Genomic DNA, 25,770 nt, shown 5'->3' with positions numbered 1-25,770 from the left:
TGCTCTTTTCCTGTCTGAATTAAATTATGCTTCTGTTGTACCTTCTTCTTTGGCTTCCTCTTCTTCAAGACTCTTCTGCATCTTAGAACCAGCAATGGTAATCACTTTATAATCTGGCTCTAGGTCGATGGTGACTCCCGCTGGTAAGGTTAAGTCTTTTGCTTCGATACATTCGTCGATTTCCAGCTCCGATACATCTACCACAATCTCATCCGGAATATCCTGAGGCAAGCCTTCTACCACTACCGTATCTGCCATGCTACTGATTAATAGACGCTTAGACTCAAGCATCTCTTGACCCACAACCTTTAAGGCTACATCTTGCTTAATCTTCTCTGAAAGAGATACCACTTGGAAATCTAAATGCTCAATACGATTCTTAAGAGTCTCCAAATGGATATCTTTAAGCATCGCTGTGTAGTCCTTATCGCCCTCGACCGCTAACGTAAAAACAGCATTTCGGCCGTCAGCCTTTAACACCTTATGGAAATTTTCTCCTTTTATTGCAATCGCTACGGAGTCCATTCCTTTGCCTACTATATTCGCGAGTAAATACCCGTCTCTTTTTAGCGCATTGTTATCACCTTTTCTAGTGCTCTTTCTAAGCCTTGCAGCTAATAACCCTGTCTTATCCATGTCTTCTTCCTCCTTAGTTATTACATAGTTAACATCCATCTAATTAACCATACACCAAATGACTGACAATATCCAAGGTTATTCCGCTTTTTTAATACTTTATTTAGAATCTTTTATAAATTGTCTAACTTTTTATCATTACTCTTTTATAATACGACCCTCTACTTGATCACTTAGTGCCCCCTGATGTCCCTCAATATACCAGATTAGAGCATTTTCAATCGCTGTATATTCGGGCATCTTAAGCTGCGTTTGCGATGAAAAAGGCTCTACCAGCATGGTAAACTCATCTCCGCCCATGGCAATAAAGTCATTTGTACAAAGCTTGTAACTCTTTTCTGAATCTAGCTCTTCCTCGCCTATATAAATCTCTTTCACCCGTTGACCTTTAGGCAAGTTGGGATCAAAAGAATACCGCATCCCCGACACTTGAAGAAAGCCGCCGTTTTCCTCGGGGTACATGGAAATGCCCTGCTCCAAACACTCTCTGATAACCTCGCCCTTTACTTCTGCCATCTGAAGGACGTTTCCATAAGGGAGAATTGTCAATATCTGGGCAGTAGTAACATCACCCGTCGTTAACTGCTGGTCGCGAATACTGCCGCCGTTTTGCATAGCGACGTCGGCACCTGAGACTTCCCGCATGGCGTCAGTTAAGATATTGCCCATCACCGTCTCCTGGGTGCGTTCATTTTCCCGGGTGACCGTAATGTCAAAAGGAATCTGCCCGACTACAGTATTTCCTACTTCGGCGACTGTTTCGTTCCATTTACTTATCAGCTTGGTAACCTGCTCCCTTGGTTCAATATCCTTACAAGCAGCCGCATCCATCAACTCTAAGTGGGCAGCTACTTTCTCATCCGTCTTCGTAAGCTTGGCTACTCCGATGTGCTCCCCATAAGAGCCTGTTGAAGTAATCTGAGTTTTCCCCTCGACATTTTCGATGTCCTCTAGTAGCGCATGGCTATGACCATCAATGATTAAGTCAATTCCCTCGACATTATCGCGTATATCATAGCTCGTTCCGTATCCCGAATCCTCTATTCCTAGGTGAGCAAGGCAGACAACGTAATCCACCTTCTCCTCATCCCGCAAGGTCTTAACCATGTCTTTGGCATAGGTAGTGAGTGAATCCACATTTCCAAAGTCACGACCAAAACCACCATCACTTTTAAACTGGGTCTCTGGGGTGGTAATGCCGAAAACTCCTAATTTTACCCACTCTCGCTCAATCACTGTATATTGCTGAAGGTTCTTCGTTTCCTTTGTCTGCTCATCGTCTAACTGAGACAATATAGGAAAATCAGCCTTTCCGATTAAATCCATAAGTCGGAACCACCCGTAATCAAACTCGTGGTTTCCAAGCGTCATAGCATCGTATCCCACTTCGTTCATAATCTCAATTGCCGCTTCACCTTCATTCTCGGTGACAAAATATATGCCCTGGACAGCGTCTCCGGCATCAAGCAAAAATACCGGTTCCTCATTCTCCTTAAAAGAATCGTATACACCAGCGATGGTATCGTGCCCAATCACTGTCTCTGTCGGTTCTCCGGTAAATAAGTCTGTCGCCGAATCGTAGCCATGGACATCATTGGTGTGCAAAATCGTAATTCCTGGGGCTTCTTCTGTCTTTTTGTCCGCCTCGTTCCCCTTTCCTGCGCATCCTACTAGCAGCATGATTAATAGTGCCATAATACTTAATTGTGATATCGCCTTTTTCACTTTTGATTTCCCCTCTTTGGCCTCATTCTTTATTCGTCTTTCACATATTCGATTATATCTCCCGGCTGGCAATCAAGAGCCTCACATATCCCGTTTAAGGTCGAGAAACGGATAGCCTTAGCCTTACCTGTTTTTAAGTTAGATAAGTTAACATAGGAAATCCCAACTTTCTCGGCCAAGTCATTCAGTTTCATTTTTCGATCCGCCAGCACTCGGTCTAGCCTTAATATCAGTGCCATCTTCTCTCCTTCCTAGACCAAAGTATCATCTACTTCCTGCAACTCTAACCCATACTTAGCAGCATACCCTATAGTAACAATGGCAATCCCTAGAATCAGCAGTTTGCCATCACATATCGTAAATCCCTTCATATGAAATATCTCATATGCCCCAATCTTTAATCCTGAAAGGTGTGGCGTAATAAAGGCACTTATCGTAAAGATACCGCCAATAATTAATAAGCAATTAGCTAATATTCTTGTAAACGGTTTCCCTTTTGTCAAGATAGATATAAAACCTACGCAGAGAAACGGCAAGCTAATGAAAAAAGAAGATTCATAAAATAATTATAGCCAAACTCGCTTGAAAATATTAAGCTAATTTGCTCGTTAAAGTCTGCAACAAATGATACTAACATAAATATACTAGGAACACCTGTGAGCAAACACCCTATTATTACAAATATTTTTGCGCTTCTTGGAAGCTTGATTTCTTTAGATTTTTCATCAGATAATTTCATAGTCCCTCCAAACTAAACCAATTCGTCATTAACCTGCTGATACGAAATCCCGTATTTAAATATTGATGCTATAACTAAAAGTAGAACACCAACAAACAACATGTTTCCATCATTTATTGAAAAGTTCGGCAACTTTAGTATATGGTAATTAAAGATATTCTCAACCCCTGTGATGTGCGGTGAAATAAACGAAGCTATAATTACCAACCACGAAACGAACACCAAACAATTCAGTAGCATCTTCGCAAATGGTTTCTTCTGAACTATAACTGCCAAGATTCCGAAGCACATTACCCATGGTGACTTGTAAGGTGAGAAGCCATATTGTAAATGTGAGTATAGTGTAGCTTGCCTCCTTACTCCAAACATCTCTAACATATTAACATCCTCAGAATAGCAATACTCTCATAATAATCCAAACAAGTGTACTGAATATAATTTGTCTTATCCGGAAGATAACTCGATATGTTGCATTATATCACGATTTATCACGAAAATCTCACTATTATCAATATCTAATTAAGGTACGAAATAAGATTAATCTCTTTAGCAGGAATTATTTTAACGTCAAGCCTAGTTAAGTTACCTTCACTGTAAAGGAAGCAATACACTGCTTGCCAATTGGTTGTTCAACTTTTTTGTATAGGAATCAACGTGACTCATCACAAGGGTCACATTTTCCTAGATTCAGTTGTCGAAAGTCGTTTTTGAGGAAGGACACAACGAAGCATTTCACAACTTAATTTGTAGCCACCTTTTTGGTCCGAGTGCTGTGGATTGCAACAAAACGTTCGTGTTCTCCACTCCACTCGCCATCGTCATTGAACTCAAAGCCTTGAAGCACGTTACCAATACTGCCTCAGTATCAGATTACCTCGGTTTTTTATGGCTTTGCTACCAAGCACCCTGATGTTCCCTTCACCCTCGAAGAGGTCGAGGAAATGGAACTCATGCGCGGTCTCGAAGCTAAGAAATACGATTTCGTAATCGGCGGGAGACACATGCTTAACGAAGATACACGCCTTATCTCTCCGAGTACAAAGGACGAATTAATGGTAATTATTCCCGATACACACCCTCTCGCTCAGAATGCCTCCATCAGCTTACAGGAACTAGCCAGCGAAAAAAAGATTCTGATGAATCCATATACCGCCATCTACTACCAGCTGTGTATGCAAATCTTCCAACAGGCAAACATCTCCCCAAATCTACTTCGTACTGCCCGTGTGGAATCTATACTTAACACGGTGAGCATCGGTGAAGGCATCAGTCTACTGCCCCTCAATAGTCTGCCGATTTTTCGCCATGATAATATTGTGGCAAAGCCTTTAAACCCTGCCGTTTCCTTAGCCGTCGTTATGGCACGAAACAAACGAGAAAAGACCTCTAAAAAACTATGTTTATTGAATTTTTTGAGAACGCTTTCTAAAAAAAAGAAAACCTCAAGCCTGAGAAGATTAATTTTCCTTCTTAGACTTGAGGTTTTCTCTTATTGACATTTTAGATATCCGCCAAATACAAGTTGATTACTTATCACGATAATGAGAGCCACATTGAACAATCTTCAGTATATCACCATCTATTCGATATACAATACGATTAGCATCATCTATTCGACGACTCCAATAAGATGCCAAATCACCGCTCAAACGTTCTGGCTTGCCAATGCCCACATGGCCATTGCGCTCGATGTCTTTTAGTAGTTGCAAAATACGTTTCAGCGTTTTCTTATCTTGCTTAAGCCAATATTCAAAATCTTCCCACGCTTCATCCGTCCATGCTTTAATCATCCACGTCTACCTCATGTATTGTCCCACCTGTCGCCTCCATCTGTTCAACAGACTTCCTGAGACGCGCCATATTCGCATCTGAATAAAAGGGATCCGCAGATACTTCGAACGGAATACGTCTTTCTCTTCCTAGCTTTTTAAGATAAATAGTAATGGCTGTGGACATAGACATGCCCATATCTTCGCAAGCTTGCTCCGCCTTCTTCTTAATCTCATCATCAATCCTCAAACTAATCTGTGCCATACAATCACCTTCTTTCTATATATCTATGATATCACAAAAGCAAGCAACTGTATAGCATTTACTTTACAATTGCTTGTCTTAATTGAAATCTTTGCCGAAATCCATACATTAACACAAGAATACTGTTGACATGTACATTCCCTCTTCTTTGCATGTGTTTTTGCTAATTGAGCCTCATAAAAGCCACCTCAACAGCTATAAGCCATGCTCAGCTCGAATTTCCTACGGAAATCCTCGCTGACGGCTAGCGCCGTATAAAGATAAAATCAAAAGAAGTCCGCGGCGAACATAAATGCTCTCCGCGGACTTCTTCCGCTTTTATCTTTGCATGGCTTATAGCTTATTCAAATTCTATAATTTCATTGTGGCTTTTGTAATATGTAGTGGTAATATTTATATTTCAGCCACAACATATATACCTATTATCTCATTCATACAGATTTACCGAGTGTTCTGTGGTCAAAAAGAGGTCACTCTTTTTCTCATTTTTCCACCTCATATTCTCTTGAAGAGTATGAACTTCATTAATACTAATCTCGTGTGTAAAGGCAAAACAATAGATGAAAATAACTTTGAACAATTTCACAACTGAATATTACATTATGGCTAATATTCAATCGTATTTGGCGGTAGGTTTTATTTATGCATCTAGAAATAATATGTCCAAAAGAAGTCCGCGGCGAACATAAATGCTCTCCGTGGACTCCTTCCGCTTTTATCTTTGTATTCCTTAGCGATTGCGTTTCCTGCGCCTTATTACAATAACTCCTCCAATAGACACTGCACATACTATCATAAGCAACAATAGATACTTGACTGAATTCGCATCCCCAGTCTTTACGTCACTCGAGGTTTTCTTGGCTTCGCTTACACCTTTGCCATTCTCTCTATCCGAACCCGGCTTCTCCTCTTTATTATCGTCTTCACCAGTTCCCAATTGTTTTTTTAGACCTTCAATTGCTGCTCTCAGATTAGATACCGCCTCCGCAATCTCAGCCTCTGTCGCCTCTGCATTTTCCATGACTACCACTGCTGCTTTCAATGCGTCGTCCAAAGCCTGTACGCTTTCCTTGGTATATTCGTCTCTATTAATCGCTTCAGCATCTTTAATAGCTTCTTTCAACTCATTCTTCTCGGGTACTTCTATCACCTCAGATGGAGTATAATATACCTTAAGATAATGGTCGCCAATCTGAGACTCGTCTACCCGCGTGCTATTCTGCATGATTTTCACTTGTTTCAAATCACCCTCATAACCTGCTTGTACACCTTGTACAATTGTTTGAAGATTACCAATATGCTTGCTACTAATTATCCAATCATATGCTCCGCTTCCACCTTCTTGCTGACCGAGAACAACATAATATGTCTTACCGCCTTCTAATTCACAAGTCAATGGTACATTTACTTTTGTCATCTTATCGGAACGTACCAAATCTTTTGAAATAGTCGTCTGGGCAATGCTTTTTCCAGGCAGTCCATCTTCTCCTGCTGTATAGATTTCAACAGTTACATCCTTACTCGCTCCAGCATTTCTAATCATTACCTGAACACCATTAAGCGTACCGTTCGTAAGTGCTGCGAACTCCTGTGATCTTTGAAACTCATCTCCTTGCTTGCCATAATTGCCAAACCCTAATACTGCATTTCCATCCCAGTCAGGTGCATATATCACATACTGCCCCTCATGTTCTGGCATCTCTCCAGCTTGATATGGATAATCATCATCCTCAATAATAGTATCGCCTGGCTTATAAGTTGCTGCTGCATTGATAATTTCTGCAACGCGTCCCTCTGTATAAGAAATATCCGATGCTCTTTTAAGACTCGCTGAGGTATTAGAGATTACCATCGCACCACTTTCATCTAAAATAGCCACTTCTCCAGTCTCCGCATCCCATGTAAAATGTGCAAGTTTATCAATTATCGCAACTACTGTACCATCAACACTTAGGGAGTAGCCCGCACCTTCTTTCCATTCCACTGTCATATCCTGCTCATGGTAACGAATGTTCTCCGCTTTAAAAGTATCCCAACCAACATCTATTGGATTTAGCTCTATCACCGAATCTTCTCTTGGAGTAAGTCCAATGACGTCTTCAAGAACTAAGGCATTGTACTGAGAATGCCAGTTGTGATGAATCCACGAACGATAATCACCGTCTGAACCATTGCCACTGAAAAATTCATTCGCATCTGGATAATTACTATTACCACCTGCATAGCTCATTTTTGTGTAGTTCTGAAGAAGATTTAAATACTCCGCTCCAGTAATATTATCTGCATCGTAGTTTTTGATAGCTGAACCAAACATCTTTAATGTAATTGCCATAGACCCCGGTGAATAATTGCGACTTCGTTCATTCAAATTTAGATCTTTGGCAATTTCAAAATCCTTACTGTTGCTAATGTACATCGGCCATAATGGAAATTCCGTTTCATCCCCCCATACACGAAGTGCAGTATCATATTCTTGACCCTGTGGAACCATACCTGACATGAATACATAATAATTATTGATATCTCTGAGTGGGTTAAATGTTTCCTCACCCTTAAATTTCATCAAAAATTGCTTCGAACCCTCATCCCAGTTGTTCGCTAGCAATGCCTCTTGGACTTGTTTTGCATACATTTCATAACTATCCGCTTGTTCATTGTCACCTGCCTGGCGATACATTTCACTGACCGCTTGCGCATTCATCCAAGCAAATGCCGCTGTATCAATACGCTCTTGGGCTGCACTATAATGACGATTTCCAGGATGTTCCTCATCAGGATATGCCAATGACACAGTATCAGCATCCCAGGCATCGTATTGAATATCAAACAAATAGTTTTTATCTGAATCATATTTATTCTGTGTCCCTACTACATCGCCAGCTCCTGCATCTGCCATTGCCTTCAGAAACTCTGTCTGACCACCATGTACCTTATAAGTTTCCCAACCCGCTTGAGAAATATAATGCTGTGGTGTCTCACTCCATAAACCTGCACGATTATCTACATAAATACCACCATTAGCTTGAAGTGCTGCTGTCATCCATGTTCCGTAAGACGCTAGAGGTGAACGGAGATAACGCATCTCGTCTAACTGCCACGGAAGTGCATTTATTATAGCATTATTATAACCAAATACCCCTTCCATAGCTGTAGGGAACGGATAATTTCGGCTGTTCATGTCCGCCATATTAAATCGCGCAATCCACCAGCGATAAATAATTGTTTTCTGAATGCTCTGATCCGGGACCTCTACATATGGAATATTTTCCACCCACCACCAATTGTATGCCTGAACATGTGTTGTAAACGCTTCTGTTGGTGAAAGATTCTTGTAAGTTTCGTATTCCTGTCCTGATGCTACTAATTCTGGATTGGCAAAGCTCATCTGCACTTTATAGGACGAACTTCCTTTAGCAGGCACGGTCAAAATCGTCTTTACACTTCCCTCTTGAACAACCCCGCCATCTGCAGTTAATTTTACTTGAATAGACTGTCCATCCGCGTATATTTCTCCACCCAGTGTCTGCTCATCAAGCGCAACAAATTTGTTATCTGTAAGAACCGTCAAATCCACTTCTTTATCTTGGTTATTCCCGTTCATAATATCCATCGTGGTAACAGCTACGTTATTCTCTGTGATAAATCGCCTCAACTCAATAATAAGTCCTTCACTTACGCTCCCTGGCTTGCCGCGATAAGTCGAACACCAATAACTTGGATGATCTGCCCGTTTAGAGGTTTCCTCAATAAACTCCTCTGCTCTTTGTCCGTTAACGCGAATTGCGTATCCTGGCTCATCTCCTTTCACATAACGCATCACTCCACCAAAACCAAACTCCTTGATTAGGCCACTGCTATTAGTTCCTTTTGTATAGAGTGCATTGCCTCTAGTCATAATCCCGGAGTCCTCAATTAAAGTAGGATCGACGTTTGGACGACTCAGAACGCGGTCTATATAGAAAGACTCTCCGCCCTTTTCCATATCTTCCTCATAACGTTCTTTCAAGTTCCTTCCTGGACCATCATCCCATATAACTGACGGATCTGGATCTGGCTCCTGTGTATTTTCACTTAAATCATATTCCGATTCGTAAAAAACTTTCAACCAGTAATCACCACAACGTGATTCATCTGTAATCTGCCCATCGCCTCCAAATTTTAGACTAGGTAAGTTATCACCATGCCCTGCCTGAGTTACCTGAGGATTCCACACATCATCATGCCACCAATTAGGATTGCTAGCTTCATTAGACGTGCTCCAGCGAAAACCATCGCTAGTCGCCTCTCCCTCCTGGCCAAGCTTCACAATATACATCTGTCCCTTTTCCAACCCTTCATATGATAAGGGGATAGTCACATGTCCAAGACCAGTTTCTGTTTCTTTACTGAATTCTTCAATTTTATCCATCTCACATGTACCTATAGCAAGGCGTTCACCAACTGGTTCATTCTTATCTGAATCGAATTTGTACAATTCGGCTAAAACTGAACCTTTAGCCCCAGTAGTACGTCCAATACTAACCTCTATCTCCTTTACCCCACCCCCATGGACGGCTTCAAAGGTTTGTCCTCTCATGTACTGGTCTCCGCTCTCCCCAAAGTTCATACTACCAGTTTGCTTCTCCACCTCATCAAACGTAATATCATACGAATATAACTGACTATAATTTACCTTCAACCAATAATCACCGCAGCGGGATTCATCCACCCACTCATCATTCGGTGTACACTTAAAACTTGGTAACTCGCCTTCATATCCTGTCTGATTAACTTGTGGGTTCCACACGTCATCATGCCACCAATTAGAGTTGCTAATATCACAAGATGCACTCCAACGATATCCACCCTGTGTTCCGTTTTGCTCCAATACGACCATGTACATTTTTCCCGCTTCAAGATTATCGGTAGTCAGTGGAATTGTCACATGCCCAAGTCCCTTTCCAGAATTAAAATCAAACTCTACCACTTCTTCTTTTGTAAGCGTCACTTCACCAAGTGCATCTCCTGTCGGCCCTTTTCCCGTCTCATCACATGAATATATCGATGCCTTCACATCTCCATCTGTCTCCGCAAGACGACCGATACTAACCTCAATTGACTTTACCTTCCCTCCCTTTACTGCTACAAATGTCTGTCCTCGTTTTTTCTCATTGCCGTTGTCTCCAAAATTCATATTTCCTGTTTGCTCGGTCTCTTCAAAAGTGATGTCATACACCAATTTCGCTGGTTCCTTTGATTCATCGCTCTCGCCTTCTGCACGTGCAACTGCCGGTAATACCGCGCAACACATTATTAAACTCATTGCTAACGAAAGCCATCTTTTTCCTCTCTTTTTAAACATGTTTCCTCCCTTCTTTTTCTACATAAGTTCCTTTATTATTGCAACCGTCAGCATTTCTGTACTCTCTAAGTAGATATCCGGGTCCTCTAATTTAGCACTTTCTCCGATCCCTACTGAAGTAACTCCTGCCGATCTAATTGCCTGAATTCCTGCCGCGGCGTCTTCAAAAGCAACGCACTCCCACGGCTCAAGCTCTAAAAACTCCATACAGTTTGTAAACACCTCTGGGTTAGGCTTCGTATATTTAATCTTTCTTGCATCCGCAATATAATCGAACATAGAACTTATTCCCAAACCATCAAGTACTGTTTTTGCATTCGCACTAGCAGATGCTACCGCAAGTAATATATTCTGTGCTTTTGCTTCCTTTAGAAAATCAAGAATTCCTGGCAAAATATCTTGCGGTGTAATTTGGTTAATAAGGTTCTTATAATAATCATTCTTCAACTCCATTTGCTCATTAATTTCTTTGTCAGAAAAGTGATTTTCTGCTTGATTCTCTGCAAGAATAATTTCAAATGACTGTCTTCTACTAACTCCTTTTAATCGCTCATTTATCGTTCTATCAAAAGAAAGTCCTAGATTATCAGCCAATTGCTTCCAGGCGAGATAATGATATTCCGCTGTATCGGTTAATACCCCATCTAGATCAAAGAGAAACCCTTTCATAGTCGAAGGAATCACCTGTGCTTTATACTGTTCTCCTTCGACGCATACGTGATACTTCTTACCTCGCCAAATTACTGTCGCTTCAATTGCTTCTATGAAAGATGGTAACTGTGGTCGGAAAATAGGTTTTCCACTTCGATTCATGGGCATCATTCCCATAAAACCTTGAACTACAATTTGCCATATTGCACCACAGTTCGCAATATGAATACCATCTTCTGCTCCTTTTCGCGCGAATTCCATATCTACACCTAACGCTCGGTTTAGAAGTTCCTCAGTATCCTTTTCTAATCTTAATCTGTGAGCTGCAAGTGCATATATTGCCGGGGACAGTGACGAATCATGGGTGGTAAATGGCTTGTAATACTCATAAGCCGTCAACACTTGGTAATTAGTAAACTCTTCTGGAAAAATGCTCATAAGTGCAATCGTATCTGCTTGTTTAATGCATCTGCTACGATAAAGTTTTTCTTGCGTTACATAATGACCGAAGGCTCTATCTTTATTTTTCCATATTCCTTCTATATCAATTATTGAATATTCCTCGAAATCTGCACTCTGTAAATATAAATCGCGCGCTTTATCATAGGGAACCGGAAGTGATTCTGCAATCTCTTTAAGCACCTTTAGCTCACTTGCACTGGTTTTCGTCTGTTCCATAAGCTCATCGTACCGTTCAGTGCACTTTTTCTTCATTATTTCTAACACTTCAAACAATGCCTTTAAATTGTATTTCACCATATAGTTTGTGTATCCGTTGTCTTTCGTCATCGGCGAATATTCATCAGGTCCCATAACATTGAGTAAGTGATAGATTCCTTTTTCATCCATATCTACACGGTCAATCCAAAATTTTGCAGTTTCAAGTAGGACATCAATCCCCTTATCAAAGAGAAATTTTTCATCCCCTGTAGCATGATAATAGTGCAATATACCAAAGGGAACATCCGCATTAATATGCACCTCATTATCAGCGTATTCCCACAATGAGCACTGCTCTGTTCCAGTCACTCCTGAATGCCACGGATAACGCGCCCCCCTGCTGTTATATCTCATCGCATTTTCTTTCGCACCGGCCAGTGTATTATAGCGATACCCAACTAGACTCCTTGCCGATAATGGATCTGTATGTAGATAAAATGGAAGCATATACATCTCTGTATCCCAGAAATATCTGCCATAATACGCCTCGCCAGCAAACCCTTTTGCACATATCTGAATTCTATCTTCCACCTTTGCAGAGCACCTTAACAAATGGTAAATCGAAAAGCGAATCCCTTCCTGAAGCTTGCGACATCCGCGGATTCTTATATCTGCATCCGTCCATCTTTCCTTCCATATATTACTACTTGCTGCCAGTAGCTCCTCATACGTATATTGTGTTGCTTCAACAAGACTTGTTTTTACATCCTTTACATAATCCTCACATTTATCTCTTGAGCATCCTAAAGACGTGTATTTTACCAATTCCGTTCGTTCCTGTAAAATCATATCGTAAACTGTAGATATCACCTTGTTTGATGACGTTTCCAAGCAAACTGCTTCCTTGGCCTGTATACTATGCTTGCTCATGATGGATACGTGTTCACTCATGTCTGTTTTCAGGTTCATCTCCATAACACCATCAGTAATCGCAGATTCTATCTCTGTAAAATGATAGTATCCATTTGTGGTCACTGCACCATCTATACTGCTTTCTATTCGAATGCATGGGTTCCCTTTCTCAGGCTCTAGAATAACCTTCTGTGCAAACACATGCTTATCTTTAAGACTTGCAAAACGCGAAAACATTACTTTTAACACGCTACCCTTTGCCGTAACCCAAGAAAATGACCTCGACATTTCTCCCGTTTTCATATCTAGAACTCGCCTGTAATTCCGAATCTCACAATGAGACATATCCAGCTTTTCATTGTCTGCTGTGATTTTTATACTCATGAAAAACGGAAGGTTCACAATTACTTCGCCTAGAAACGGGTGTTCTCCCATAACTAGCGGAAGAAAAGTCCCCGCCTTAGAAAGCGGGTGTCTCTGAACCTCTGTCGTCACACTTTTCATTGTCCGTGTATATATTTCGTCCTGAGGTGCATCCACAAGCCCTTCTTCAAAATTACCTCTCACATGAAAATATCCATTTCCCTGTGCCAAAATCCCCTCATAAAACTTCGTTCTATCCTGTGTATACTGATCTTCTACGATTTTAAATCCCTCAACTTTTATAACTCTCTCATCCATGTTGCACGTTCTCCATTCTTAACAGGGAGTACCTCCCCCTAAACTATCCGCCTCGCTAAATACACCTATTCTTTTACTGCTCCTGCTGCCAATCCTGAAATTACCTGCTTCTGCATCAAGACAAAGACAACAATGCTCGGAAGCGTAACGAGTACTGTGGCCGCAAACATGGCTCCATAATCACTAGCAAAAGCGCTTTTAAAGTAATAAAGTGCAATCGGAAGCGTTCTCTGTTCGGTGCCAGTTGTCAAGGTCAATGCAAATTGAAATTCATTCCAGCATAAAAGAAACTGTAATACACCTGCTGTTGCAAATGCCGGTCTTGTCAGCGGCAGAACAATTCGCGCAAATGTTTGAAAAAATCCTGCTCCATCAATATATGCCGCTTCTTCCAAAGTCGAAGAAATCGTCTTATAATAGCTCATCATGATATATAACGTCGTCGGCATTCCTAGCGCCGCGTAAACAATAATCAGACCCGTCAGTGTATCGTAAAGATGTGCTGTGTTCAACGTCTGATATAACGGTTGTAGAAGTGCTGCGCCTGGAATAACCAAAGCTGCCGAAAACAACATGGTGATAATTCCATTAAGACGAAATTTACACCTTACGAGCACGTACGCCGCCATACTAAAAACAAGCAAATTTAAAATTGTGCTGAGAACTGCCACAATAATACTATTCTTGTAGAAAGTCACCATCGGTGCCATCTGAAAGGCTTTGATATAATTATCAAATCGCAATCCACCTGAGAATCCTATCGCTGAAGACATTATCTCAGCATTTCCCTTAAATGATGAAGAGAGCACCCAAAGAAATGGGACAATCGAGATACACACAATAAAAATCAAAAAAATGCCTGCTGTTACTTTTCTTACTATTTTCATTGTCTCTACTCCTTATCCATTCTGTAGATTCCACGAACCAACGCAACGATAATAAGTCCCATGAGGATTAAAATAACACCCTGCGTATTTGCCAATCCATAGTTGTTGTTTGTCAGAGCTGTACGATATAAATACAACGGCATATTCATAGTCTTCCCCGCTGGACCGCCGTTGGTTGTCATCATAATAATATCCAACTTCTGTAACATACTTGTAGCTGCTAATACTGTTGATGTTCCGATAATATTTCTCATCATCGGTAGTACAATTCGTGTGTCGATTTGGAAATCTGTAGCTCCGTCCACCCTCGCTGCCTCAAGTACACCTTCGGAGATTGAGGCCATTTCTGCCATGACAAGAATCGTGACCAAACCCGCGTAAGGCAGCCATGTCATTGTCACTGTAAAAAAAGCTGTATCAACCCCCATAAACCAGTTCTTTGAAAAATCCGACTTCGTTACCGCTCTAATTATTTGATTAACCATACCAAACTCAGGGTTCATAATGCACAAAAATAACATACCAAGTGCTGCACTAGAGATAATATTCGGAATCATAAATACACTTCGCATAAAATTTGTATACCACTTTTGCCTTCGTATAATCAATGCCAGAATTGTCCCTATAGAAACATGTATCGTTGCCTGAAGTACAATCCAAATAAGAGTATTTACAATGCTCTGACGGAATTCCTTGTCCTCTGTAATCAAATATATATAATTATCCAACCCAGCAAATGTCGGTGATGTTCCGATTGTCCAGTCAGTAAAGGACGTTATTCCTAGCCGAATTATGGAAATCAAGAAAACAAACCCAAACAAAGCTAAAGCCGGTGCAAGGAAAATGGCAATCCATTTTTTTTGTCTTTTCATCTTTAAACTTATTCCCTTCTATACGCAATTACATTTTTACATAATTTGAGCTTCCCCATTTAAAATGACGAAGCTCAAATATCCTGCGATGTTATTTGTTTATTGGGTCTTAGCGGCCGCTTCTGTCAATTTTACTGCCATCTCATCTGGAGTCATACTTCCTGCTGCAAGATCCGGGTAATAAGCCGCAAATGCTTCAATCGTACTTGCTACTGCTGTATTATCAATGTTATTGAAGTCCCATTTATTTGATGCACTCAGCTCCAGCATCTCTGCCGTCAACGGATTTGCCGCTTTATACTCATCAGACAATTCAACAAGGTCTGTGAGAGGAAGCACACCCGCATCTTCGAGAAATACTGCCTGAGATTCTTTCCCTGTCTTAAATTTGAAGAATTCAAGAGCTGCATCCTGAACCTCTTTGTCCTTATTATTTGTACATAGAACATATCCCACTTCGTATTGCTCAATCAATCCGCCTTCTGGATAAGCCGCAACACCAATTTTATCCTTTAGCTCCGGAAGGGTCTTGCTTGCATCTTCAAAGTCTGGCGTCATCCACAAACCATTAGCGATGATAGCCGCCTTTCCTTGCTCAAAGTTATTCATTGCATTTGCTGCAAGTGCACCAATAGCATCATTCGTCGAGTAATTTGCTAGGCACTCCTGAATCATACCAAGCCCCTTAACAACCGATTCGTTCTCATACGAATCTGGATGAAACGTTGTCATAAATTCATTTCCAGATTCACCATCCGTTCCGATCATCGCTGCTAGTAAGAGATTTGTTGTCCAGCAATTTTCTCCCGTCATAAGAGCAAGTGCCGGATGACCAGCATCTTTTAGTTTCTGATTATTACTCATAAACTCTTCCCATGTTTCTGCTGGTTTGATATTTGCATCTTCAAACATCTCTTTATTGTAAAAATATCCAATAATCTGTTTTTGGTTTGAAACCGAATAAAGTGCTTCTCCATCTTGGTTAGCTTCAATTGCTCCCTCCCCAACTTCTTCTTTCCATTCCTCATCCGCATCAAGGTATGGCATTAAGTCAACTGCCTGACCATTCTTTACCGCAAGTTCGCGAACACCTTCTTTGCCAATGATTACGTCTGGGAGAGCATTTGATGCTGCCAAAGTCTTCATCTTATCTACATATGCCGAATCACTTGGTAGTTCCTCGACGTTTACTTTGATTTTTCCCTCGTACTCTTTATTAAACTCTTCAATAACCTTCATCTCAGCCTCTGCAGATTGATGTGTTCCTACCATGAACGTAGCATAGCTGATTTCAACAGGTCCGTCACCACTTACATCTTTACCCTCTTTTTTCTCACCTCCACACGCTACCAATGACACGGTCATACAGCCTGCAAGTAATAGTGTTGTCAGTTTTTTGAATTTCATTTTTCTCCTCCTTGTTTGAATCGATGGCTGTATTATACGATAGATAATCTCGCCGTTACATCGATAATTCTGATTAGATTTTGTTGCAATTTTACTTCTTTTCTTTTATCTATAAATATTTTTACGTCTCTTGCAAATATTTTACCTTTTCTACTTCTTATATTTTCATCCACCGTATCAAGCGAATAATGAAAGCCCACTCCTTAGCAAGATTTTTAATAAAATAAGGGTGAATGACTTTATGAGTCACCACCCTTATTTCCATTATAAATCACCTTCATTCATATAATCTGAAGGATTTTTCCCCTCATATTTCAAAAAAACATGGGTAAAATAGGAAGGATCATCAAATCCTACCAATTTACCAACCTCATATATCTTATAACCTCCTTCTTTCATAATTAACTTTGCTTTTTCAATTCGATAAATATTAATTGCATCGGTCACTGTAATTCCTGTATCCTTTTTGTATATACGGCTTAGATAACTACTGTTGACAAACAACTTCTGACTGATGTCCTTTAGACTCAATTTCTCCTGATAGTAAGAAGCAATAATATTATTCACTTTCTCTACCAGATGATTCCCGGTACCTTTATCTGCTAGAAATGAGGCAATTACAGAACATGTGCTTTGCATAATGTCTGCAAGTGTCGCCTTTGTTTGACTACAATATACAGCATCTAGGATGAATTTTGGCGATAATACCTTCTCCTTCTTCGCTACACTTCCAATTTTTCTAATTAAATAGGATAAAATGGCATGAGTATCTGACTTACATTGTTCAAAAGATCTATTTTCCACCTTCAAATAGCTTTGGAACTCTTTCTGTCGCTCTGCTTGTTCATCTTCCGTGCCGTTTCTCAAAGCTGCATATAGAACTCTCATGTAAATATCGATATCTTCATTCTCAAACCAATAATGTACATATTCTTTGCTTTCTTCATTTGTATTTACCGGCATTTTATCTGTACATATATCGGAAAGATTTCTCAAGGCCAACTTCTTCCCATAAGACATACACTCATTGGCTTTCATCGGACTCCCCACCCCAATTCTCAATTGAATATTTTGAAATGATGCCGCCAACAAAACAATCTTTTCAAGTTTTTTCTGAAACCAGATAGAACTTTCCGTTTCGTTCTTATGCTCCACTAAAATAAACAACTGTTCAGCATCTCCGACAAACGTAACCGTTTCATGCTTTGGAAAGGTCTTCATAACAAGTTCTTCTACTTTTCCTCGACATACATCCATATCTCGATTTATATCCCCAGATAAACTCTTCACTTCACAAATACAAACCCTATACAACATCTCCCCCGATAAAAGATTTATTTCTAACTGATTGTCTAGTGATTTCTGTTCTTCATCTATCTGTTTGGTTATTCTCTCAATTACCTCCGGAAGTTCTGTAAAAAAATCGCTTTTAGCAACAAAATCAGCCACTCGATACTTAATTGCTTGTTGAGCATACGAAAATTCGCCATAAGCAGTTAAAATGACTATTTTAATCATCGGATATCTTTCACTTAAAGCCTTCGCTAATTCTAACCCCCCCATAACAGGCATCTTGATATCTGTAATTACTATATCGATGTTTTCCGTCTTACTATCAAGATAATTTAACACCTGTTGTCCATTACGCATAGTCTCGCATATACAGCATCCCAGGCTTTCCCAATCAATCAGTTCTTCAATACCTTCTTGAATATTTTTCTCATCATCCGCCACTACAATTTTATACATCTTTCATCCTCCCGAATTGGTACCTTTATTTGGATTGATGTTCCTTTATCTCTCTCACTCTCGATATCTATTCCATATTCTTCACCATAAATATGTTGAATTCTTAAATGTACGTTTCGCAGACCAATCTTCTCTCTTGTAGAAATGTTAGCTTCACTTTCATCTGCCTTATCCCAAGTTTTGAGATATTCTTTCACATCAAAGCCAATCCCATCATCTTTCACTAAAATAAGCAAATTGTCTCCTTGTCTTCGTAACGATATCTCGATTCTCCCAACATTCTCCATATTTTCTATTCCATGAATTACAGCATTTTCTACAATAGGTTCAATTATAAATTTGGGAATTGTTTTAGAACACAAAGAATCCTCCTCAATATCAATATGGTAAACTATTCTCCCTTCAAAGCGAATCGTCTGCAGGTACAAATAAAATTCTGTGTAGTCTAATTCCTGTTGAACGGTTATCATATCTGTGTTTTTTGTCTGAATGCTCGCCCGTAGAAGCGAAGATAAAGCCGATACCATCTTATAAATCGTCTCATCTTTACACTGCTTTGCTTTAATCTGTATCGTAAAAAGCACATTAAAAAGAAAGTGCGGATTAATCTGATGCTGAAGAAAATTTATCTCCATATCCTTTAACAGAATCTGAGATTCATATTTATTCTGAATTAGCTCCTTAATCTCTGTTACCATTTCATTAAAGGCTACTGCCAAACTATTGATCTCTGGATCTTTATATTCCTTAATCTTTATTTCATAGTTGTGCTCTCCAACACTCTTCATCGCAAATAAGAATTCATTTAAGAAACTTGTGGATTTAAAGCCAACAAAAAGCACTACAATGACGCTCCCTATAATCAAACCAATGCACATCACCACATATGCACTCATGCTCTGCATCACACTCGCGGTAAGTAACTTCTTAGGGTATAGATATAGTAGTCGAATACCTTCTCCTGAGTTCTCCATATTCCTAACCGTGAGCAAATACTTTTGATCCTGTTTGATTTCAGCGCAACCCTTGTCTACATATTCGATTAAGTCATCATCTACATATTCTCCAATCTTACTTTCGATATTACTGGAAATAATTCTATCCTTATCATCTAACAAATAGACAATGGTTTCTTCTTCCTGTAATAGATCTGCATACTGCATATAGACATTTCTTTCCTTTGTCGCAAGCATAAGTGTCATAGGTATATCCTCGTCATTATAATTTGACCTCAATTTGCGAACATTAAAAATCAGATTTTCAGGTTCTGTAATCAGTTCTGAATGAATGTATTCTTCGCTATCCTTAACTGCTTGATAAGCTTGAAATGAGCCGGCCTGGCTTCGCGTCTCACCAATTAATTCTAAATCTAGATGTACTAACATTTCGTTCTCATCAAAAACCGTGACATAATCGATAATATGCATATCTCTAACATTACTATAGGCCATCATTCTCTGCAATTCTGTGTTAAACGTCATCTTTCTCAAATGAAATTCCGGATTTTCCCTATCATAGAATGTATCGTCCTTAAGCCAGCTCTGTACTCCATTCACCCCTGCACACTGGAACAATGTATTTTTACTAATCAAAAAGGACTGGTCCACCACTTTGGATACAGCTGTAACCGTAGTATCAAGTTTATTCAGTAGACTCTTTTTCGTACTTATGTATGCATTTGAAAATGTAATAACACCAAGCAATGACATACTAAGGAATATTACTCCCACAAAAACAAGTATTATCTTTTCACGAATAGATACTGATGTAAGACGTTTCTTTATGAGTCTATTGCTTTTATTTTCTTTCTCATTTGATTTCATTATCTGCCCCTCACATAACTTGTAATTTTACCCATATTAACATATTTTATTGTCTGTGTTGTTTTTTTTACTACTTTTTAACAAACTTATCGTCTCTAACCTCCTCCTTCTTACTAACGACTAGCAACCTATAAATATAATAGTTCTCCATCAAAATAGCTATAAGCCATGCTCAGCTCGAATTTCCTACGGAAATCCTCGCTGACGGCTAGCGCCGTATAAAGATAAAATCAAAAGAAGTCCGCGGCGAACATAAATGCTCTCCGCGGACTTCTTCCGCTTTTATCTTTGCATGGCTTATAGCTTATTCAAACTCAATAGTCCCCGGCGGTTTACTGGTTAGATCGTAAAGCACGCGGTTGACGTGATCAACTTCGTTGATGATTCGACTTGTTACTTTATGAAGTACTTCCCAAGGGATTTCGCTAGCTTCTGCTGTCATAAAGTCGACAGTGTTTACCGCTCTTAGTGCAATCGCATAGTCGTAGGTTCTTTCGTCTCCCATGACGCCAACGCTTTGCATGTTGGTTAGAGCTGCGAAGTATTGACCCAGGTCAGCGCTAATACCGGAGTTGGCGATTTCTTCTCGGTAGATGGCGTCTGCGTCTTGGACAATCTTTACTCTATCGGCGTTTACTTCGCCGATAATGCGGATTCCGAGGCCTGGGCCTGGGAATGGTTGACGGAATACGAGGTTTTCAGGGATGCCCAGTTCTAGACCAGCACGGCGTACTTCGTCTTTGAAGAGATCTCGTAGGGGCTCGATAATTTCTTTAAAGTCTACGTAGTCTGGTAGTCCGCCGACGTTGTGATGGCTTTTGATAACTTCAGATTCGCCGCCCACACCGCTTTCAACTACGTCTGGGTAGATGGTTCCTTGTACCAGGAAGTCTACTTTGCCTATTTTCTTCGCTTCTTCTTCGAAGACGCGGATAAATTCTTCGCCGATGATTTTTCTTTTTTGTTCTGGCTCGGTTACGCCTGCTAATTTTCCGTAGAAACGTTCTTGAGCGTTTACGCGGATGAAATTCAGATCGTAAGGGCCGTTTGGTCCGAAGACTTCTTCCACTTCATTGCCTTCGTTCTTGCGGAGTAGTCCGTGATCAACGAAGACGCAGGTGAGTTGTGAGCCTACGGCTTTTGAGAGCATAACTGCTGCCACTGAGGAGTCAACGCCTCCTGATAGGGCGCAGAGTACTTTGCCATCGCCGACTTTTTCGCGAATCTTTTCGATAGATTCTACTACAAAGGAGTCCATGCGCCAGTCCCCGGCACAGCCGCAGATGTCATATAAGAAGTTATTGATCATCTGGCTGCCGTACTCTGTATGGAGCACTTCTGGGTGCCACTGAAGCGCATAAAGCTTATCTTCGGCTTTTTCCATGGCTGCCACTGGGCAGTTAGCCGTATGAGCGGTCACTTCAAAGCCTGGTGCGGCTTTACTAATGTAGTCAAAATGACTCATCCAGCAGGTAGATTCTGTAGGTACGTCTTTAAATATTTTCGAGTCTGCTTGATCAACGGTCATTAACGTCTTGCCGTATTCGCTTGCTGGTGCTGGTTCCACGGTACCGCCGAGAACGTGAGCCATCAGCTGAGCGCCGTAGCAAAGGCCAAGAACAGGGATACCTAGTTCAAATAGCTCTTTCTGGTACGTAGCTGAATCTTCTTTATAGACACTGGCCGGTCCACCGGTTAAGATGATGCCTTTCGGTGCCATTTCTTTAATCTTTTCTAGATCCGTTTTGTAAGAGTGAATTTCACAGTACACATTGGCCTCGCGAACTCTTCGTGCCACCAATTGATTGTATTGTCCACCAAAATCAATGACGATAATTAATTCTTTGCTCAAAGGGATTTCCTCCTAAAATAGTTGTTTTTTCATTATATCTTTTTCACCCGTCAACTGCAAGCATTAGACGACGGCCTTGTTCTTCCATTTTCCACTGTAATAGCGAATAATAAACATAGTCGCCCGGAAGGTCCAGTCGATCATCATGGCGATCCACACGGCGCTAACCCCGATGCCAAAGAACTTGGCTAGTAGGAAAGCTGAGCCAATCCGGAAGGCCCACATGGAAAATGTGGAGATATACATGGTGATATTCGCATCTCCCGTAGCTCTAAGCGAGCTTGGAAGAACGAAGGATTCTGGCCAGATTAGAGTACAACCAATACTGTGCAAGGTAATAATCTTGATAACCTCCACTTCGGCTTCTGGGGAGAGGCCGTAGATTTTCATAAATACTGGTAAAAGCAAGTAGGTCACCAGCGACATAAAGCCAATGGCGATGTGAGCAATGATGATAATCTTACGGTTATAGTATTTTACCTGTTCGTAATCGCCGGCGCCAATGCAGCGGGAGATTACGGCGGTAGCGGCTAGACCGAGAGCAATTCCTGGTAGGATTTGTAGGAGTGCCAAGACATTAGAGACTGCATTAGCAGCAATAGCGTAGGTACCAAAGGATGACACAAGACCTAGGACAACGATTTTTCCCACTTGAAACATACTGCTTTCCAGACCATTAGGAATACCGATTCGCAGGATTCGGCGCACCATACCAAAGTCTAGCTTAATCTTAATGGTTTTAGCGATATGCAGTAAGCGCTTCTGATCTAACAGCAGGATAATGATTATAACAGCAGCTACTGCTCGGGATACTAACGTGGGAATCGCAACACCAGCCGTACCCATGCCTAAGCCGTAGACCAGACCAATATCACCAACCACATTGATGATATTCATCAGCACCGCGATCTTCATGGTCACTCCTGAGTTACCCATGGTGCGGAAGATGGCGGCCCCGCCATTATACATAGCGATAAAGGGAATGGACGCGGCGACGATGTCAAAGTAGATCCCGGCGTGGCTTGCCACTTCTGCATCAATTTTGCCAAATAGGGTATGAATAATAAAGGGTTTTAGTAAGTAGACTATCAGCGTGATAACTAAAGAAGAGATCAGGATAAAATAAATTAGCTGGCTAGAGGCCTTGCTACCTTTTTCTTTTTCTTTTCTTCCCAGATATTGTCCCGCTACCACGGCACCGCCAGTTGCTAGGGCTGCAAAGGCATTGATCATCAGAATCATTACCTGATCCACTAAGGAGACTCCCGATACGGCGGCTTCTCCGGCTCTGGCGACCACCATAGAATCCACCATGCCTACGATTACCGCAAGGAACTGCTCGATGATCAAGGGCACAATCAACAAGAACAAGGCTTTATTAGTAAACAATAATTTTTCTTTTTCTATTTTCATTTCTTTTCCACCCTCTCTGAAGAAAATTATACGCCTGCAAAGGAGAAGTTACAACCCGAAGGACTTTCCGATGAAAAAAACATGCCCCCTGGCTTTCGCCAGGAGGCTTTACACTTATGTCTTATCTAACTGGTGCAAGATAAGGACTGATGTCATTCCACAAGCCATTTAGCTCGTCGGATTCGTCCTCATATACTTTTAGCTCAATTTTATTATCAAATCCCATGCTCAAAATACTTAGGATTGACTTGGCGTCCACAATATAGCGCCCTCTTTTCAAGTCCATATCATATGGGTAACGAGAAACTTTATTGGCAAAGTCCTGCACCTCGTGGGGGTCATGGAACTTGATTAATCTTTTTGACATGTTTATCACCTAACCTTTATCTGGGGAGTTTAACTTGTAGTACAAGTCTTTTATACTGTGATAATACCATATCTTGTGGTCATAATGATATATCTAAATCAACAAATTATCCGATTGCTTTCCCATTTTTTTACATGATTTTACACAAAAAGCCTTGACATCCATGTCTTTTCTGTGTCTTTTAGCGCAAAACGAAATACTGCTCATACCATAAAAGGAATGAATAGATGGTGTAAAGCTTACGGTGATGAGCTTTCTTCTTGGCTTTATGCTCTTCTAGCATCTGCAAGATAAGCTTTTGATCAAAGAACTCGCTAACGTAGTCTTTTTCAAAAATCGCCTTCACTTGATTGTAATATTTATCCTCTCTAAGCCATACTTTAATCGGTACCATAAAGCCGAGCTTCTTTCGCTTAGCCCACTCTGTGGGAATTTTGGCGAGGGCGGCCGTTCTAAAGGCAAATTTAGGAACGCCTTTATCGATTAGGAAGCGGCTTTTCATGGTTCTCGATAAGTTCCACACCTCTCTATCTAGATAAGGCACCCGTAGCTCTAGAGAATGGGCCATGGTCATCCGGTCCGCTTTTAGCAAAATGTCGTTGGGGAGCCAGACGTGCATATCTAGATACATCTTTTTATGCAAATCATCCATGCCCTTCATTTTATCAAAATAAGGCTTCGTAATATCCTGATACTTAATATCGCTCTGATATGCCGGGGCCAAAATCTCCTCAGCTTCTTCGTTGTTCATAATAAAGGCTTGACCTATGTAGCCATCTTCCACCGTATCGGCATTTCTTTGAAGGAAGGCTTGGCCTTTAAAATACGGACGATCAGCCGCCCACTTAGCTAGGCGATGACGGAACTTCTTCGTGGTGATTCCTTTGTAGAATTCGCCGATAGCACTGGACTGATAGGACTCGTAACCACCGAACATCTCATCAGCACCTTCCCCGCTTAGCACCACCTTTACGTCTTTCGCGGCCAGCTCTGCTAGGTAGTAGAGAGGCACCGCTGAGAGGTTGGCATGAGGTTCATCGGAGTGATACTGAACCATAGGTAAACTATCAAAGAATTCATCCGGCGTAATTTCTTTCTTTACATTTTTCATCTTTAACAGTCGGCATAGCTCTTCTGAGTAGCCGGTCTCGTCAAAGCCTTCTACGTCGAAGCCTACCGAGTAGGTCTTCATGGGTTTTACCGATGAGGCGATATAGCTTGAATCCACACCACCAGAAAGGAAAGAACCCACTTCTACATCGGCAATCTGATGATAATCTACTGAGCTTTGTACCGTTTCCTCAATGAGCTTCACCGTCTCGTCAAAGGTCTTCTCGGCAATCTCGTAGTCCATGGTGAAGTATCGCTTCGTCTGGAACTCTTTGCCGTCATAGGTAAAAAACGTACCCGGTGTTAACTTGTATACGTTTTTGAAAATAGACTCTTCCGTAGGCGTATATTGAAAAACTAAGTACATCTTTAGCGCCTCTTTATTAACCTCTTTCTTGAAATCAGGGTGAGGCAAGAAGGATTTGATCTCCGAGCCAAAGATAAAGGTATCCCCCATCTTTGCGTAGTGGAAGGGTTTAATACCAAAGTAATCCCTAGCGCCGTAAAGCTTATGGGTATCCTTTTCGTAGATTACAAAAGCAAACATCCCCCGCAATCTCGCGGCCGTTTCTTCTTTATAGACCTTGTAGGTCTCGATGATTACTTCCGTATCAGAGTTGGTCTGAAACTTCGCTCCGTGGTTGTCAATTAAGTCTTGGCGAAGCTCTCTATAATTATAGATCTCGCCATTAAAGATAATGACGTAGTTGCCGTCGCTACTGGTAATTGGCTGAGTACCACCCGCTAAGTCGATAATACTTAGGCGGCGAAAGCCAAAGGCCACGTAATCATCGGTAAAGCTTCCTTTACTATCCGGGCCTCTATGGACAATTTTTTCGCCCATCTCATCAATTAATTTTTCCTTTTCCGAAGCGCTCATGGCGCTATAAAATCCGGTAAATCCACACATA

At 40.9% G+C, this 25,770-nt stretch carries 18 protein-coding genes; 1 reads left to right on the top strand and 17 read right to left on the bottom strand.

The window, feature by feature from the left end; translation table 11 throughout:
- Window positions 1-24 precede the first annotated feature (24 nt).
- The 4 genes from NHH16_RS04795 to NHH16_RS04780 form a co-directional block, all read right to left on the bottom strand.
- A complete protein-coding gene (locus NHH16_RS04795) occupies window positions 25-636 on the bottom strand; it encodes a 50S ribosomal protein L25 (protein WP_262068470.1) in 612 nt (203 codons plus the stop codon).
- A 138-nt stretch (window positions 637-774) separates the two neighbouring features.
- Window positions 775-2,361, bottom strand: a complete 1,587-nt coding sequence (locus NHH16_RS04790; protein WP_262068469.1) for a bifunctional metallophosphatase/5'-nucleotidase — start codon at window positions 2,359-2,361, stop codon at window positions 775-777.
- Between the two features lie 29 nt (window positions 2,362-2,390).
- A complete protein-coding gene (locus NHH16_RS04785) occupies window positions 2,391-2,600 on the bottom strand; it encodes a helix-turn-helix domain-containing protein (protein WP_262068468.1) in 210 nt (69 codons plus the stop codon).
- A gap of 278 nt (window positions 2,601-2,878) precedes the next feature.
- Entirely contained in the window at window positions 2,879-3,100 is a 222-nt protein-coding gene (locus tag NHH16_RS04780; protein WP_262068467.1) for a hypothetical protein, read from the bottom strand.
- A gap of 851 nt (window positions 3,101-3,951) precedes the next feature.
- Here NHH16_RS04780 and NHH16_RS04775 point away from each other — a divergent pair.
- Window positions 3,952-4,596 (top strand): LysR family transcriptional regulator substrate-binding protein, encoded by a 645-nt coding sequence (locus tag NHH16_RS04775; protein WP_316043925.1) that lies wholly within the window; start codon window positions 3,952-3,954, stop codon window positions 4,594-4,596.
- A 30-nt stretch (window positions 4,597-4,626) separates the two neighbouring features.
- Here the strand turns inward: NHH16_RS04775 and NHH16_RS04770 are convergent, their stop codons facing one another.
- The 13 genes from NHH16_RS04770 to asnB all read right to left on the bottom strand — a co-directional run bounded on the left by NHH16_RS04770 (window position 4,627) and on the right by asnB (window position 25,769).
- Entirely contained in the window at window positions 4,627-4,890 is a 264-nt protein-coding gene (locus tag NHH16_RS04770; RefSeq protein WP_262068466.1) for a Txe/YoeB family addiction module toxin, read from the bottom strand.
- Complete coding sequence (locus NHH16_RS04765) at window positions 4,883-5,134, bottom strand: type II toxin-antitoxin system RelB/DinJ family antitoxin (protein ID WP_262068465.1); 252 nt, start codon at window positions 5,132-5,134, stop codon at window positions 4,883-4,885. Before NHH16_RS04765 ends, NHH16_RS04770 begins: the two co-directional genes overlap by 8 nt.
- A gap of 730 nt (window positions 5,135-5,864) precedes the next feature.
- Complete coding sequence (locus NHH16_RS04760) at window positions 5,865-10,436, bottom strand: MGH1-like glycoside hydrolase domain-containing protein (protein ID WP_262068464.1); 4,572 nt, start codon at window positions 10,434-10,436, stop codon at window positions 5,865-5,867.
- A 57-nt stretch (window positions 10,437-10,493) separates the two neighbouring features.
- Window positions 10,494-13,379, bottom strand: a complete 2,886-nt coding sequence (gene pgmB / locus NHH16_RS04755; protein ID WP_262068463.1) for a beta-phosphoglucomutase — start codon at window positions 13,377-13,379, stop codon at window positions 10,494-10,496.
- A gap of 65 nt (window positions 13,380-13,444) precedes the next feature.
- Window positions 13,445-14,266 (bottom strand): carbohydrate ABC transporter permease, encoded by an 822-nt coding sequence (locus NHH16_RS04750; protein ID WP_262068462.1) that lies wholly within the window; start codon window positions 14,264-14,266, stop codon window positions 13,445-13,447.
- A 5-nt stretch (window positions 14,267-14,271) separates the two neighbouring features.
- On the bottom strand, window positions 14,272-15,138 hold the full coding sequence (locus tag NHH16_RS04745; RefSeq protein ID WP_262068461.1) for a carbohydrate ABC transporter permease: 867 nt from the start codon (window positions 15,136-15,138) through the stop codon (window positions 14,272-14,274).
- Between the two features lie 99 nt (window positions 15,139-15,237).
- A complete protein-coding gene (locus NHH16_RS04740; RefSeq protein WP_262068460.1) occupies window positions 15,238-16,545 on the bottom strand; it encodes an ABC transporter substrate-binding protein in 1,308 nt (435 codons plus the stop codon).
- Between the two features lie 264 nt (window positions 16,546-16,809).
- Complete coding sequence (locus NHH16_RS04735) at window positions 16,810-18,294, bottom strand: response regulator transcription factor (protein WP_262068459.1); 1,485 nt, start codon at window positions 18,292-18,294, stop codon at window positions 16,810-16,812.
- Window positions 18,279-20,117, bottom strand: a complete 1,839-nt coding sequence (locus tag NHH16_RS04730) for a sensor histidine kinase (protein WP_262068458.1) — start codon at window positions 20,115-20,117, stop codon at window positions 18,279-18,281. The genes NHH16_RS04735 and NHH16_RS04730 overlap by 16 nt, the downstream gene beginning before the upstream one ends.
- Window positions 20,118-20,421: 304 nt before the next feature.
- Entirely contained in the window at window positions 20,422-21,969 is a 1,548-nt protein-coding gene (gene guaA, locus NHH16_RS04725; RefSeq protein WP_262068457.1) for a glutamine-hydrolyzing GMP synthase, read from the bottom strand.
- A 63-nt stretch (window positions 21,970-22,032) separates the two neighbouring features.
- Window positions 22,033-23,382: an MATE family efflux transporter gene (locus tag NHH16_RS04720; RefSeq protein ID WP_262068456.1), complete on the bottom strand. Its 1,350-nt coding sequence runs from the start codon at window positions 23,380-23,382 to the stop codon at window positions 22,033-22,035.
- A 121-nt stretch (window positions 23,383-23,503) separates the two neighbouring features.
- Window positions 23,504-23,749, bottom strand: a complete 246-nt coding sequence (locus NHH16_RS04715) for an HPr family phosphocarrier protein (protein ID WP_262068455.1) — start codon at window positions 23,747-23,749, stop codon at window positions 23,504-23,506.
- Window positions 23,750-23,930: 181 nt separating this feature from the next.
- Window positions 23,931-25,769: an asparagine synthase (glutamine-hydrolyzing) gene (gene asnB, locus NHH16_RS04710; RefSeq protein ID WP_262068454.1), complete on the bottom strand. Its 1,839-nt coding sequence runs from the start codon at window positions 25,767-25,769 to the stop codon at window positions 23,931-23,933.
- Window position 25,770 lies beyond the last annotated feature (1 nt).

The sequence above is a fragment of the Ohessyouella blattaphilus genome, from assembly GCF_024721265.1.
In the GTDB taxonomy this organism is placed as follows: Bacteria; Bacillota; Clostridia; order Lachnospirales; family Lachnospiraceae; genus Aequitasia; species Aequitasia blattaphilus_A.
The sequence above is the reverse complement of the archived record's forward strand: the minus strand, read 5'-3'. Positions and strand labels throughout refer to the sequence as shown.